The organism is Candidatus Accumulibacter sp. ACC012, assembly GCF_907163155.1.
Classification (GTDB): Bacteria; Pseudomonadota; Gammaproteobacteria; order Burkholderiales; family Rhodocyclaceae; genus Accumulibacter; species Accumulibacter delftensis.
In genome coordinates this window covers 41,154-55,117 of the sequence record NZ_CAJQUC010000005.1, presented here as the reverse complement: position 1 = coordinate 55,117, position 13,964 = coordinate 41,154, and the positions used below count along the sequence as shown (strand labels likewise).

Below are 13,964 nucleotides of genomic sequence, written 5' to 3'. Positions count from 1 at the left end.
TTTTTACTGCTGAAAGTTGCTAATGGCCTGACACCGGAGAGCTCGCGGGTCAGAAGTTCTTTTCAAACCACGAGCGCATGCGCCCGAAAACCTGTTTCACGTCTCTCGTTTCACGCACCTTCAAGCCCCGCTTGCGCTGCGTCTGCGCCTCGAGCAGAAGGCCGCAAGCGGTCGCAAAGCGCGGACTCTGGACGACGTCGGCGAGTGCTCCCTGGTACTTTGGGATGCCCAAGCGGACGGGCATGTGAAAAATCTCCTCGCCGAGTTCGATCATGCCCGGCATCACCGAGGCGCCGCCGGTGAGCACGATGCCTGATGACAGCACGTCCTCGAACCCCGAACGGCGAAGCTCGGCCTGGATCAGTTCGAAGAGTTCCTCGACACGCGGCTGGATGACATCCGCCAGGGCGCGACGGGAAAGCTTGCGCGAAGGGCGGTCGTCGACACCGATAACGTCGATCGTATCTTCCGGGTCGGCGAGGTCTGCCAGAGCACAGCCGAAGCGACGCTTGATGTCTTCCGCCTCGCGCGTCGGCGTGCGCAAGGCCATGGCAATGTCGTTGGTCACCTGGTCGCCGGCGATCGGGATTACCGAGGTATGACGGATTGCACCCTGCGTCCAGACCGCCAGATCGGTCGTACCACCGCCGATGTCGATCAGGCAGATGCCGAGATCCTTTTCGTCCTCCGAGAGCACGGCGCAACTCGAAGCCAGCGGCTGCAGCACCAAGTCGTTGACTTCCAGACCACAGCGACGGACGCACTTGATAATGTTCTGAGCCGCCGAGACCGCTCCGGTGACGATGTGCACCTTGACTTCGAGGCGAAACCCGCTCATGCCGATCGGCTCGCGGATGCCATCCTGGTCGTCGATAATGAACTCCTGCGTCAGGATGTGGAGGATTTCCTGATCGGCCGGAATCGGCATCGCACGCGCCGTTTCGATGACCCGCTCGACGTCCATCGGCGTCACTTCACGGTCCTTGATGGCCACCATTCCGTTCGAATTGAAGCTGCGGATGTGGCTGCCGGCGATCCCCGTATAGACGTCGCGCACCTTGCAATCGGCCATCAGTTCGACCTCCTGCAGGACGCGCGAAATGGTCGCCACGGTCTCCTCGATGTTGACCACCACCCCCTTCTTGAGCCCTCGCGACTCCTGCTGGCCCATGCCGATCACGTTCACCCGCCCTTCCGGGGTGAGTTCGGCGACCAGCGCCACGATCTTAGAGGTGCCGATGTCGAGACCGACGATCAGATCTTTGCTATCCCTGCTCATTTCTTTCCTTTGACTTCGTGACCCGCAGTGGCCGGAAGGCGCAATGCGAAGCCGTTGGGATACCGCATGTCCACCGCCAACGGCCGCCCGTGGCGGGTTTCCGACAGGGTTGGGTAGTAGTCGACAAAACGCTGCAGACGCATCCGGATCGGCGCCTTCGCCTGCTCGCGACCGAGCTCAACCAACATTCCGTCCTCCAGTGCCAGCGCCCAGGCCAGGCGTGGCGACAAAGCCACTTGTACCGGCTGCTGACCGATCGGCTGCAGGAGCCGGGCAAACTCCTCGTGGCGGCGCAGCATGTCGCCCGCCGACCCGCTTGGCCCGAAGAACCGCGGCAGACGCTGCTCGTCGGGCAAAGAGGCGGGAAAGACTTCGCCGAAGGTATTGACCAACTCGCCGTTCCCCTCGCCCCAGTGCGCAACGGCCTGATGTTCCTCGATACGGACATCGATACGCGCCGGCCATTTCCGCCACACCTCTGCTCGCCGCACCCAGGGCAATTGCTCGAGCGCCAGCCGCAGAGCTTCCAGATTGACGGTGAAGAAACTGCTGGCCAGCAGAGATTCGAGTGACTCCTCCAATTCGCTGCGCTGAACCGACTGCAACTCGTGCATCACCTGCAGCTCGTTGACTGGAATCAGCCGCATCCGCGGCGCACCCCAGATCACTGCCGCAACCAGCAAGGCGGCGCCGGCTGCCAGCAAGAGCAGGTCGGCAAGGGCAGTCATCAATTGCGGTTTGTGCCACATCGCTCATCCCAGGGCAGCTAGTGCAAGGACGCGAAGCACCAGTTCGTCGTAAGAAATTCCGGCCGCGCGCGCCGCCATCGGCACCAGCGAGTGATCGGTCATTCCGGGCGAGGTGTTAACTTCGAGAAAATAGGCCTTGCACGTCCCGTCTGCGGTCGCCGCATCCATCAGGAAGTCGACCCGTCCCCAGCCGCGGCCACCAAGAATGCGGAAGGCATGCAAGGCCTGGGCGCCAAGCGCTCGCTGCAGACTTTCCGGCAGACCGCAAGGACAACGGTAAGCCGTGTCGTCGCGCAGATACTTGGCCTCGTAGTCGTAAAACTCGGTACTCGGCTCTATCTTGATGATCGGCAACGCCTGGTCGCCAAGAATGGCGACCGTGTACTCGCCGCCAAGAATGGCACGTTCGGCGATCACCAGGGAATCGTGCCGCGCCGCTTCGGCGTACGCCGCGGCCAGGTCGCCCGCCTGCTTGACCTTGCTGATGCCGATCGACGAACCCTCGCAGGCCGGCTTGACGAACAAGGGCAAACCCAGCGACGCTTCGACGGCAGGATAATCGCTATCCGCCGCCAACATCACGTAGTCGGGAATCGGCACGCCAGCAGCATGCCAGAGCATTTTGCTGCGCCACTTGTCCATACCGATCGCCGAAGCCATCACGCCACTGCCGGTGTAGGGAATTTCCATCAATTCGAGAACCCCCTGGATCGTCCCGTCTTCACCATAGCGTCCATGCAGGGCAATGAAAGCGCGGTCGAAGGCGGCCAGATCGTCGAGTGGGCGCGTGGCCGGATCGAAAGCCTGCGCATCGACCCCCTGCCGGCACAAGGCTGCGAGCACCCGCGAACCGCTGTTCAAGGAGACTTCGCGCTCCGCCGAACGGCCGCCGAAGAGAACGGCCACTTTACCGAAATCTTGCGCATCCAGGGTCGTCATCCTAGCCACCCACCAGCTTGCCGGCGACGCCGCCGATCGAACCAGCGCCCATGGTCATCACCACGTCGCCGTCGCGGGCGAGGTCGACAATCGCCTGCGGCAGGTTGCCGACCTGGTCAACAAAGACCGGTTCGAGTTTTCCTCCGACACGCAAGGCGCGCGCCAGCGCGCGACCGTCGGCAGCGACAATCGCCTGTTCGCCGGCGGCATAGACCTCGGTCAACAGGAGCGCATCGACGCGGCTCAGTACACTCACAAAATCCTCGAAGCAGTCGCGCGTGCGGGTGTAGCGATGCGGCTGAAAAGCCAGCAGCAGGCGACGACCAGGAAAGGCACCGCGGGCGGCGGCGATCGTTGCCCGCATCTCGACCGGGTGATGACCGTAGTCATCGACCAGGCTGAAGGAACCGCCACCAGGCAGGCCGATCTCGCCGTAACGCTGGAAGCGGCGGTCAACCCCGGTGAAGTCGGTCAGCGCCTTGACAATCGCCTGGTCGGCAAGGCCAAGTTCGCTGGCCACCGCAATCGCCGCCAGGGCGTTGAGAACGTTATGCCGGCCCGGCAAGTTGACGGTCACTGGAAAACGGCTGATATTGCCATTGACGCGAACGCAATCGAAGTGCATCTGGCCGTTGTCGGCGACCACATTCTCGGCGTACACGTTGGCTGACGATTCGAAACCGTAGGTGACGATCTGCTTGCTCACCAGGGGCATGATTTCGCGGACATTGGCGTCATCGGCGCAGAGCACGGCAACGCCGTAGAACGGCAGGCGTTGCAGGAAATCGACGAAGGCCTGCTTCAGGCGATTGAAGTCGTGGCCATAGGTTTCCATGTGATCGGCGTCGATATTGGTGACAATCGAAATAACCGGCGAAAGAAACAGGAATGAGGCGTCGGACTCGTCGGCTTCGGCCACCAGGAATTCGCCGGAGCCGAGGCGAGCGTTGGCGCCGGCAGCGTTGAGGCGGCCACCGATGACGAAAGTGGGGTCCATGCCGCCCTCGGCCAAAATCGACGCCGTCAGGCTGGTGGTGGTTGTCTTGCCGTGTGTTCCGGCAACGGCGATTCCCTGCTTCAACCGCATCAACTCGGCGAGCATCTGCGCCCGCGGCACGACGGGCACCTTGCGTTGCCGTGCGGCAATAACCTCCGGATTATCCTCCTTCACCGCCGACGACACGACCACCGCGTCGGCGCCAGTGATGTTCTCGGCAGCGTGGCCAAGCACGGTGCGCACGCCGAGTCCGGCCAGGCGCCGGGTGACCGAGTTTTCGGCGAGATCGGAGCCGCTGATTGTGAAACCGAGATTGGCCAGCACTTCGGCAATGCCGCTCATACCGGCGCCGCCGATGCCGACGAAATGAATACTCTTGACTTTATGCTTCACTAAACCAGTTCCTCGCACATGCGTGCAACGTCTGCGGTCGCCGCTGGCTTGGCCAGTTGACGCGCCTTCGCGGCCATTTGCTCGAGCTGAGCAGGGGCGTATTTACACAGCAGGCTGATGGCTTCCGGCGTCAACTCGCTCTGCGGTAGGAGCATGGCAGCGCCAGCCAGCGAAAGAAAGCGGGCGTTGGCCGTCTGGTGGTCGTCGACGGCATGCGGAAACGGTACCAGGACGCTCGCTACGCCGCTTGCTGCCAGCTCGGCAACGGTTAGCGCGCCGGCCCGACAGAGCACCAGGTCAGCCCATTGGTAAGCGGCGGCCATATCTTCGATGAAGGCCGCACAGTTGGCCTGCACTCCGGCGACGCGGTAATTCTCCTGTAGCTGCGCGAGATGTTTTTCGCCGGCCTGATGACGCACTTCGGGCCGCGCCGCAGCGTCGATCAGCGCCAGGCCCTTGGGAACGATTTCGTTAAGCGCCGCGGCACCCAGGCTGCCACCGAGGACCAGCAGATGCAAGGGTGGCTGGCGGCCCGCGAGGCGCACTGCCGGCGCCGGCCCGGCGCTCATTTCCGCACGTAAGGGGTTGCCGACCCAGACTCCCTTCGGCAGGACATCCGGAAAACCGCAGGCCACCCGGTCGGCGAAGCTGGCGAGCACCCTGTTGGCCAGGCCAGCGACGGAGTTCTGCTCGTGAATCACCAGCGGATAGCGCAACAGGGCAGCCATCAAGCCGCCGGGGAAGCTGATGTAACCGCCCATCCCGAGGACGACGTCGGGCTGCACGCGGCGAAGCTCGCGCTGCGCCTGCCAGCACGCCGAGAATAGATGAAAGGGAAGGAGTATCTTGCGCAACAGGCCCTTGCCACGCAGGGCGGCAAAACGGACCTCGGCCATTTCGTAACCACGCGCGGGCACGAGCTTGGCTTCCATGCTCCCCGGTGCGCCCATCCAGACCACTTTCCAGTGGCGGCTGCTGAGCAGGTCGGCCACCGCCAGGCCCGGGAAGACGTGCCCACCCGTACCTCCGGCCATGACCAGCAGGGTCTTGTTGGTCGCCGCAGCATTCACAGCCGGTGCGTTCATACCTCGACCCCGCGCATCAGCTGACGATTCTCCCAATCGATCCGGAGCAGCACCGCCACCGCCAGGCAATTGGCCAGGATCCCCGAGCCACCAAAGCTCATCAACGGCAGGGTCAGTCCTTTGGTCGGCAGCAGACCGCAGTTGACCCCCATGTTGATGAAGGCTTGAACACCAATCCAGACGCCGATTCCCTGTGCGACCAGCGCCGAATACAGACGCTCGAGGGCGACCGACTGGCGACCGATGGCGAAAGCGCGTTGAACGATTAGCCCGAAGAGAACGATGATCACCAGTACGCCAACGAATCCAAGTTCTTCGGCGATCACCGCAAGCAGGAAGTCGGTATGCGCTTCGGGCAGGTAGAACAGCTTTTCGACGCTGGCCCCGAGGCCGACGCCGAACAACTCGCCACGGCCGAAGGCGATCAGCGAGTGCGACAGTTGATAGCCACGGCCGAAGGCGTCTGCCCAGGGGTCCATGAATCCGAAAATGCGGTCACGACGGTAAGGCGAGAAGATGATCAGCGCCGCAAAAGCTGCGGCCAGGACGATGATCAGGACGACGAACAGGCGCGCCCGCATGCCACCGAGAAAGAGAATGCTGAAAGCAACCGAGATGATCACCACGAAGGCGCCGAAGTCGGGTTCCTTGAGCAGCAGCACGCCAACGGCAACCATGGCGCAAGCCATCGGCAGAAAAGCTTTCTTGAGATTGTGCATGTGCGGCATCTTGCGCACCGTGTAGTCGGCCGCGTAGAGGACGGCGCAAAGTTTCATCAACTCGGAAGGCTGCAGGTTGACGATGCCAAGAGGAAGCCAACGCTGCGCGCCGTTGACCTCGCGGCCCACACCGGGGATCAGTACCAGGGCCAGGAGCAGGCAGCCGCCGACAAAGAGCCACGGGGACCACTGCTGCCAACTGGTCATCGGCACCTGAAAAGCGATGGCGGCGGCGAGTAGCCCGATGATCAGAAAAATGGCATGGCGAACAAGGTAGTAGGCCGGCTGATGGCCCGTGCCGCGGGCAGCTTCGGCGGTCGCCATCGACGCCGAGTAGACCATCACCATGCCGATCAGCAGCAGGATCAAGGTGCCCCACAGGAGCGCCAGGTCGATCTCGGAAGGCAGGCGGCGGGGCGTATCGAAGGTGCTCAACATCAGGCTGCCTCGCCTTCGAGGCCACGAACGGCGTCGGCAAAAGCTGCCGCGCGATGCGCGTAGTTGCGGTACATGTCCATGCTGGCACACGCCGGCGAGAGCAGAACGGCGTCGCCGCGTTGCGCCTGCGCGGCACACCAGTTAACGGCTTCGGGCATATCCAGGCAGCGCCGCAGCGGCACCTGGGAGCCGGCCAGCAGCGCAGCGATTAGCGGCGCATCGCGCCCGATCAGGGCGATCGCACGGGCATGCCGGTCAAGCGCTGGACGGAGCGGCGAAAAGTCCTGCCCTTTGCCATCGCCACCGAGAATGATGGCCAGCTTGCAGCCCAGGCCCTCGATCGCGGCGAGGGTGGCGCCGACGTTGGTTCCCTTGGAGTCGTCGAAATAGCGGACCCCCTTGATCTCCGCAATCCGCTCGACGCGGTGCGCCAGACCCGTAAAGGCGGCCAGGGCTGGCACTACGGCCTGCGGATCGATACCGATCGCCTCGCACAAGGCCAGTGCGGCCAGGGCGTTGGTCGCATTATGACGGCCCACGAGCTGCAGTTCCCGGAGCGCGATCAGTTTCTCCTCACCACGCACCAGGCAGTCATCGGCGATTCCGTATTCACTGGCCTGCGCCGGGGCACCGAGGCCGAAGCTAACGCAACGACGGTCACTGCGTGCGGCCGCCAGGCTGCGCGGATCATCGCGATTGACGACCATCACGCCGCACCCCTGAAAGACACGCAGCTTGGCAGCGCTATAGTCGTCGAGGCCATTGTAGCGGTCGAGGTGGTCTTCGCTGATATTGAGTACGGTCGCCGCATCGGCGGCCAGAGTGTGCGTCGTTTCGAGCTGAAAACTCGACAGCTCGAGGACCCAGACCGCCGGCAAGTCGTCGCCATCGATGGCCGTCATCAAGGCATCAAGAGCCGCCGGGCCGATATTTCCGGCGACGGCGGTACGCCGGCCTGCGGCCCGGCACAGGGCGCCGACCAGGGTGGTGGTGGTCGTCTTGCCATTGCTACCGGTAATGGCAATCAGCGCAGCTTGCGGAGTCAGGCGATGCACCGCCCAGGCAAAGAGCTCGATTTCGGAGACCAGGGGAATGGCGTGCGCAACAGCGTCCTGAAGCAGCAGCTCCTGTACCGGAACGCCAGGGGAAATGGCGATCAGTTCGACACCCGCGAAGGCCGCGGCCGAGAACGGCCCGGCGAAGAGGAGCGCTGTGGGCACAGCGGCGCGTAGCGCGTCGGCCTGCGGCGGTGCGCTACGGCTGTCGGCGACACGTACGCGGGCGCCCTGCCGGTGCAGCCAGCGGGCCATCGCCAAGCCGCTTTCGCCAAGGCCGATGACGAGCACCAGTTTCCCCTGAAGTTCCATCTCAGCGCAGCTTCAGGCTGGACAAGCCGATCAACACCAGCATGATGGTGATGATCCAGAAGCGCACGACGACCTGAGTTTCTTTCCAGCCGCCGAGTTCGAAATGGTGATGCAGCGGTGCCATGCGGAAGATCCTTCGGCCGCCGCTCAGCTTGTAGTAAATGACCTGTGCGGCCACCGACAGTGTTTCGGCGACGAAGACGCCGCCCATGATCGCCAGCACGATTTCCTGGCGGACGATGATCGCCACTGAGCCGAGAGCTGCGCCAAGCGCCAGCGCGCCGACGTCGCCCATGAACACTTCAGCCGGGTAGGCGTTGAACCACAGAAAGCCGAGCCCGGCACCGACCATGGCGCCGAGAAAAATGGCCAGTTCACCAGCACCCGGAACGTAGGGCAGTAATAGATAGCGCGCATAGACCGAGTTTCCGGCCACGTAGGCGAAGATGGCCAGGGCCGCAGCGATCATTACCGCCGGCATGATCGCCAGCCCGTCGAGGCCATCGGTGAGGTTCACTGCATTGCTGGTGCCGACGACGACCAGGTAGCTGAGGACGATGAAGCCAATGATTCCCAGCGGATAGGCCACCGTCTTGAAGAATGGCACGATCAGCTGCAACTGTTCCGGACCGCTGGCGCTGAGGCCAAGGTAGAGGGCTACCAGCAAGCCAAGCGCCGATTGCCAAAAGTACTTCCAGCGTGAAGCCAGCCCGCGCGGATCGCGGTTGACCACTTTTTGCCAGTCGTCATACCAGCCGATGCCGGCGAAGCCGACGGTGACGATCAGCACCACCCACACATAGCGATTGCTGAGGTCACTCCAGAGCAGCGTCGTAAAACAGATCGCGAGGACGATCAGCGCCCCCCCCATGGTCGGTGTTCCCGACTTCACGAGGTGGGTCTGCGGACCGTCCTGGCGCACCGCCTGACCAATTTTCTTGGCTGCCAGCCAGCGGATCAGCGACGGCCCGGCCAGGAAGGAAATGATCAACGCCGTCATCGCCGCGAGGACGGCGCGCAGGGTGATGTAGCCGAAAACGTTGAAAGCGCGCACATCCTGCGCCAGCCATTGGGCGAGGAGCAGCAACATCAGCCGCCCTCCGCAATCGCTGGCAAGGCAATGGCGTCGGCCACCCGCTCCATGCGCATGAAGCGCGAGCCCTTGACCAGGACTGTGGTTTCCGGGTTCAGCTCGGCGATCAGGGCGGCGATCAGTCTGTCGAGGTTCTGGTAGTGCTCGCCGCCGCTGCCGAAATTGTGCGCCGCGAGAGCGCTCGCCTCACCGAGGGTGAATAGACGATCGATCCCCTGGCTCTTGGCATAGCCGCCGATTTCGTCGTGAAACTGGCCGCTCATCGCGCCGATCTCGCCCATGTCGCCGAGGACCAGTACGCTGTGCCCGATGGTTGCCGCGAGCACGTCGATGCCGGCGCGGACCGAGTCGGGATTGGCGTTGTAAGTGTCGTCGAGGAGTAGCGCACCGTGCACGGCCAGGCGCCTTTGCAGCCGCCCCTTGAGACCGTGAAAAGCGCTCAGGCCGGCCTGCACCGCGGCCAGCGGAACTCCGGCGGCGAGGCAGGCGGTGGCGGCGGCCAGCGCGTTGCGGGCGTTGTGCTGCCCGGGCAGGGCCAGCACAATCTCGACCTCGTCGCCGGCAGCTGCGACGCTGAGCCGGCTTTCGAGACCGTGCAGATAGAAGCGACCGCGGACGTCTGCTGCCTTTTCGAAGCCGAAAGTCATCATCCGCAGGGCGCGACTCTGACTGCGCCAGAGTTCCGCCCATTGGTCGTCGGCGCAGAACACGGCGATGCCACTCTCGTCAAGTCCCGAATAGATACTGCCTTTTTCGGCGGCGATCGCTTCGAGCGAGCCCATTCCCTCGAGATGCGCACGCTGCGCGTTGGTCACCACGGCGACGCTGGGGTGCGCAATTCCCGCCAGATAGGCAATCTCACCAGGATGATTCATGCCCATCTCGATGACTGCCGCACGATGGCCGGCCTGCAGCCGCAGCAAGGTAAGGGGCAAGCCGATGTCGTTGTTGTAGTTGCCCTGGGTGACCAGCAGCGCATCGCCGTAGGCGACTTTCAGGATGCTGGCGATCATTTCCTTGGTCGTCGTCTTGCCATTGCTGCCGGTGACGGCAATCAACGGCAGGGTGAAACGGCCGCGCCAATCCGCGGCCAGGGCGCCAAGTGACAAGCGTGTTTCAGCCACCTTAACCAAGGGCAGAGCGAGGTCCTGCAACCCATCGACGGCATCGGCGGCGACCACTGCGGCGACCGCGCCGCGGGCCTTGGCGGCGGCCAGGTAGTGGTGACCGTCGAAATTGTCGCCGCGCAAGGCAAGAAAAAGCTCGCCGGCTGCGCTGCTTCGGCTGTCGGTCGACAGCCCGCAGAACTGGACATTCTCGCCAAGGAGTTGGCCGTCGGTTGCGCGCGCAACGGCCAGGAGATCCATCATCACGCTCATTCGGCCATCTCCTGACGAGCAGTGAGTGCGGCACGCGCTTGCAGGGCGTCGGAAAACGGCCGCCGCAGACCACAGATCTCCTGATACGACTCGTGCCCCTTGCCGGCAATCAACACCACATCCGCGGGGTGCGCGGCAAGGAGGGTGCGCTCGATCGCCTCGCCGCGATCGACAACGACTTCGGCAGCCGGTGCCGCGACGCGAATCTCGTTGATAATCGTCTGCGCATCTTCGCCACGCGGGTTGTCACTGGTCAACACGACATGATCGGCGCGCGCTGTGGCGATCGCTCCCATCAGCGGTCGCTTGCCGCGGTCGCGATCGCCACCGCAGCCAAAAATGACGATCAGGCGGGCACCACGAGCTGTCGCCACCGCCCGCAAGGCGCCCAGTGCGCTGTCCAGGGCATCGGGGGTGTGGGCGTAATCGACGACGACCAGCGGTTCGTTGCGGCCGCCGATCTTCTCCAGACGACCGGCTGGCGAGGGCAACTGCGCGAAGCGTTCGGCGACGGCTTTCGGCGTCAAGCCGGCATCGATCAGGACAGCGGCAACAGCGAGGAGATTGGAGACGTTGTAGCGACCGAGCAGGCCGGTTTCGACCATCGCGCGCCCGTTCGGAGCACAGAGCCGGAAGCGCAAACCGTCGATGCTTTCCTCGATCTCTTCGGCACGAATCGTTCCCTGTCGACCGTCGGGGCTGTCCTGCTGGGTGTAAGCGACCACTTTGGTGGCCGAACTGAGCGCCGCCAGCCGGCGCCCGAAAGGGTCGTCGAGATTGCACACCGCCAGGCGCAGCCTGGGCCAGGTAAAGAGTGCTGCCTTGGCCTGTGCGTAAGCCTCGAAACTGCCGTGATAGTCGAGATGATCGCGCGTCAGATTGGTGAATACGGCGATATCGACGCGGGCGCCGTCGAGGCGACCTTCGGCAATGCCGATCGAACTGGCTTCCAGCGCGCAGGCCTGAGCCTGGTCGTCGGCAAAGCGCGCCAGGGAGCGCATCAGGGTCGTCGCTTCGGGTGTCGTGAAGCCGGTATCGAGCAACTGGCCGGGGAAGCCGGCGCCCAAGGTGCCGATGATTGCGCAGCGGCGCGGGTGGCAAGCGGCAAGCCATTGCGTCACGGTGGTCTTGCCATTGGTGCCGGTAACCGCGATTAGCGACAGCCGCTCACTCGGCCGCCCGTAAACAGCCTCCGCCAGCGGCCCACACAGTGACCGCAAACCCTGCACCGGCAAATTGGCGACCCGCCAGTCGGCGTTCCAGGCAAAATCGTCCGTAGCCGCACCCGCCTCCCAGAGGACAGCGCAAGCGCCCGCGGCGATAGCCGCGGCAATATGTTTGCGGCCATCGGCCAGGTCGCCAGGATAGGCGAGAAAGAGATCGCCAGCACTGACCTGGCGGCTGTCGTCGCTGGCGCCGCTGGGCAGCACGCCAAGCGCCGCCAACTGCGCCAGCATATCGCGGGCGGTCGTGTCGGCCGTCACAAGGGCATCCGTCCGGCTCACAACCTGGCCTTGGTCGCTGGCTTGCCGCTCTGCGCAACCTCCAGCGGCGCATCCGGTGCGATGCCGAGGGTCCGCAAGGTACCGGCCATCACCGCCGCAAAAACCGGCGCCGCCACTTCGCCACCATAGTATTTGCCGCGCGGCTCGTCGATCATCACGGCAACGACCAGCCGCGGATCCGAGGCCGGCGCAAAGCCGACGAAGGACGCGACGTATTTCTTGGTTGTGTAGCGACCGCCTTCAAGCTTGCGCGCGGTACCGGTTTTGCCGGCCACACGATAACCCGGGATCTGCGCCCTGGGAGCCGTTCCGCCGGGCCGCACAGCCATTTCGAGCATGGCGCGCACCTCCCGCGCCGTCTGCGGGCTGAATACTTGCTCGCCACGCGGCCGCGCGGAAGCAACGCGGGTGAGCGAGAGCGGCGCCAGATCGCCATCACGCGCAAAAACCGTATAGGCGCGCGCCAACTGAATCAGGGATACCGAAATGCCATGGCCGAAGGACATCGTCGCCTGCTCGATGGGCCGCCAGGTCTTCCAGGGACGCAGTCGACCGCTGACCTCGCCCGGAAAACCGAGACTCGGCACCTGCCCGAAACCGACGCTGTCAAACATATCCCACATCGTTTTCGCCGGAAGCATGGCCGCGATTTTGGACGCTCCGACGTTCGACGACTTCTGGATGACCTCGGCAACGCTCAGCACGCCGTAGCGATGAGTATCGGAAATCGTCGCACCGCCGATGCGCAGACGACCAGGCGCGCAGTTGATCGGCGTGTCGAAGCGGACTTTCCCAGTCTCCATTGCCAAGGCAATGGTAAATGGCTTCAGGGTCGAACCGGGCTCGAAGGTATCGGTCAAGGCACGGTTGCGCAACTGGGCGCCGGAAAGACTCGTACGATTGTTCGGGTTATAGGTCGGCCAGTTCGCCAGGGCCAGGATTTCACCGGTCCTGGCGTCGAGGACAACGGCACCGCCAGCTTTTGCCTTGCTGTCGGCAATGGCCTGCTTGAGCTGACTATAAACCAGGTACTGTACCTTGGAATCCAGGGCCAGGTTGATATCTTCGCCGTCCTGCGGCGGCTTGATAGAGCCGACGTCTTCCACGATCTGGCCGCGCCGGTCCTTGATCACGCTACGGCTGCCCGGCGTGCCCAACAATTTCCCATGGAAGGCCAGCTCAGCGCCTTCGAGTCCCTTGTCGTCGACCCCGGTGAAACCGACCATGTGCGCGGTCATCTCGCCAGTCGGGTAGAAGCGGCGATACTCCTGGTCCTGACCGATGCCAGGCAGCTTGAGCGCAGCCACCTGCGCAGCCACCGGCGGTGGAATCTGGCGGCGAAGGAAGACGAAGGGCTTATCAGTCGTCAGCTTGCGGGTCAGCGCCTGCGCGTCGGTCTCCAGCAGCGCGGCCAGTTGCTGCGTCTGCTCGGCGCTTAACTGTACCGCCGGCGGGACTGCCCAGATCGACCGCATCGGCGTCGAAATGGCCAGCACGTCGCCATGGCGGTCGGCAATGCGTCCGCGTGAGGCGGTGATTTCGATGTCACGCCGGTAGCGTGACTCGCCCTTCTCCTGCAAGAAATCGGTGTCGAGTATTTGCAGGTAGAACGCACGGCCGATCAGAACGACAAAGGAAAAGAGAATCAGCAAAGCCATCAGCCGCGACCGCCAGGCGGGCAGGCGCAGCTCCAGCAAAGGGCTCTCGGCGAATTTGTGGGACACTTTTGCCTTGAAGCGCATCATCGCGACGCGCCTCCAATCGGTGCCGTGGGAAGCAGAGTCTCGGCGTCAGGGGTGCGCATACCGAGCTTCTCGACGGCGATTTTCTCGATTCGCGGCGCCGTTCCCCAGGTCGACAGTTCAAGTTGCAACTGCCCCAACTCGACCTCGAGCTGGCGTGTACGCTCGTGCTGGACGTCAAGCTCCTGAAAGAGCTGCCGCGCCTTGTGTTGCGAAGTCACCACGCCCAGGCTACAGAGCATCACCACCAGGAGGAGAAGCAGATTCAGGCGCACCATT

Annotated in this window: 12 protein-coding genes; all 12 read right to left on the bottom strand. The window is 63.7% G+C overall.

The features are described 5' to 3' along the window. Positions 1-49: 49 nt before the first annotated feature. Genes ftsA through ftsL form a run of 12 tightly spaced genes read right to left on the bottom strand, consistent with a single transcriptional unit; the run spans position 50 to position 13,963 of the window. Complete coding sequence (gene ftsA, locus QZ648_RS07825) at positions 50-1,279, bottom strand: cell division protein FtsA (RefSeq protein WP_291996619.1); 1,230 nt, start codon at positions 1,277-1,279, stop codon at positions 50-52. Continuing rightward, positions 1,276-2,028, bottom strand: coding sequence for a cell division protein FtsQ/DivIB (locus tag QZ648_RS07820; protein ID WP_291996618.1), 753 nt, complete (start codon positions 2,026-2,028; stop codon positions 1,276-1,278). The genes ftsA and QZ648_RS07820 overlap by 4 nt, the downstream gene beginning before the upstream one ends. A gap of 3 nt (positions 2,029-2,031) precedes the next feature. After that, entirely contained in the window at positions 2,032-2,967 is a 936-nt protein-coding gene (locus QZ648_RS07815; protein ID WP_291996617.1) for a D-alanine--D-alanine ligase, read from the bottom strand. Position 2,968: 1 nt separating this feature from the next. Next, a complete protein-coding gene (murC, locus tag QZ648_RS07810; protein ID WP_291996616.1) occupies positions 2,969-4,357 on the bottom strand; it encodes a UDP-N-acetylmuramate--L-alanine ligase in 1,389 nt (462 codons plus the stop codon). After that, entirely contained in the window at positions 4,357-5,442 is a 1,086-nt protein-coding gene (gene murG, locus QZ648_RS07805; protein ID WP_169064864.1) for an undecaprenyldiphospho-muramoylpentapeptide beta-N-acetylglucosaminyltransferase, read from the bottom strand. Before murG ends, murC begins: the two co-directional genes overlap by 1 nt. Beyond that, on the bottom strand, positions 5,439-6,599 hold the full coding sequence (ftsW, locus tag QZ648_RS07800; protein WP_291996615.1) for a putative lipid II flippase FtsW: 1,161 nt from the start codon (positions 6,597-6,599) through the stop codon (positions 5,439-5,441). The genes murG and ftsW overlap by 4 nt, the downstream gene beginning before the upstream one ends. After that, a complete protein-coding gene (murD, locus tag QZ648_RS07795; protein ID WP_291996614.1) occupies positions 6,599-7,966 on the bottom strand; it encodes a UDP-N-acetylmuramoyl-L-alanine--D-glutamate ligase in 1,368 nt (455 codons plus the stop codon). Before murD ends, ftsW begins: the two co-directional genes overlap by 1 nt. 1 nt (position 7,967) lies before the next feature. Then, on the bottom strand, positions 7,968-9,056 hold the full coding sequence (gene mraY, locus QZ648_RS07790; RefSeq protein WP_291996613.1) for a phospho-N-acetylmuramoyl-pentapeptide-transferase: 1,089 nt from the start codon (positions 9,054-9,056) through the stop codon (positions 7,968-7,970). Further along, positions 9,056-10,429: a UDP-N-acetylmuramoyl-tripeptide--D-alanyl-D-alanine ligase gene (murF, locus tag QZ648_RS07785; protein WP_291996691.1), complete on the bottom strand. Its 1,374-nt coding sequence runs from the start codon at positions 10,427-10,429 to the stop codon at positions 9,056-9,058. Before murF ends, mraY begins: the two co-directional genes overlap by 1 nt. A gap of 5 nt (positions 10,430-10,434) precedes the next feature. Then, positions 10,435-11,922, bottom strand: coding sequence for a UDP-N-acetylmuramoyl-L-alanyl-D-glutamate--2,6-diaminopimelate ligase (locus QZ648_RS07780; RefSeq protein ID WP_366144084.1), 1,488 nt, complete (start codon positions 11,920-11,922; stop codon positions 10,435-10,437). A gap of 17 nt (positions 11,923-11,939) precedes the next feature. Then, positions 11,940-13,688 carry a penicillin-binding protein 2 gene (locus tag QZ648_RS07775; protein WP_169064860.1) on the bottom strand — a complete coding sequence of 583 codons (1,749 nt, stop codon included), beginning with the start codon at positions 13,686-13,688 and terminating at the stop codon, positions 11,940-11,942. Next, on the bottom strand, positions 13,685-13,963 hold the full coding sequence (gene ftsL, locus QZ648_RS07770) for a cell division protein FtsL (RefSeq protein ID WP_169064859.1): 279 nt from the start codon (positions 13,961-13,963) through the stop codon (positions 13,685-13,687). Before ftsL ends, QZ648_RS07775 begins: the two co-directional genes overlap by 4 nt. Position 13,964 lies beyond the last annotated feature (1 nt).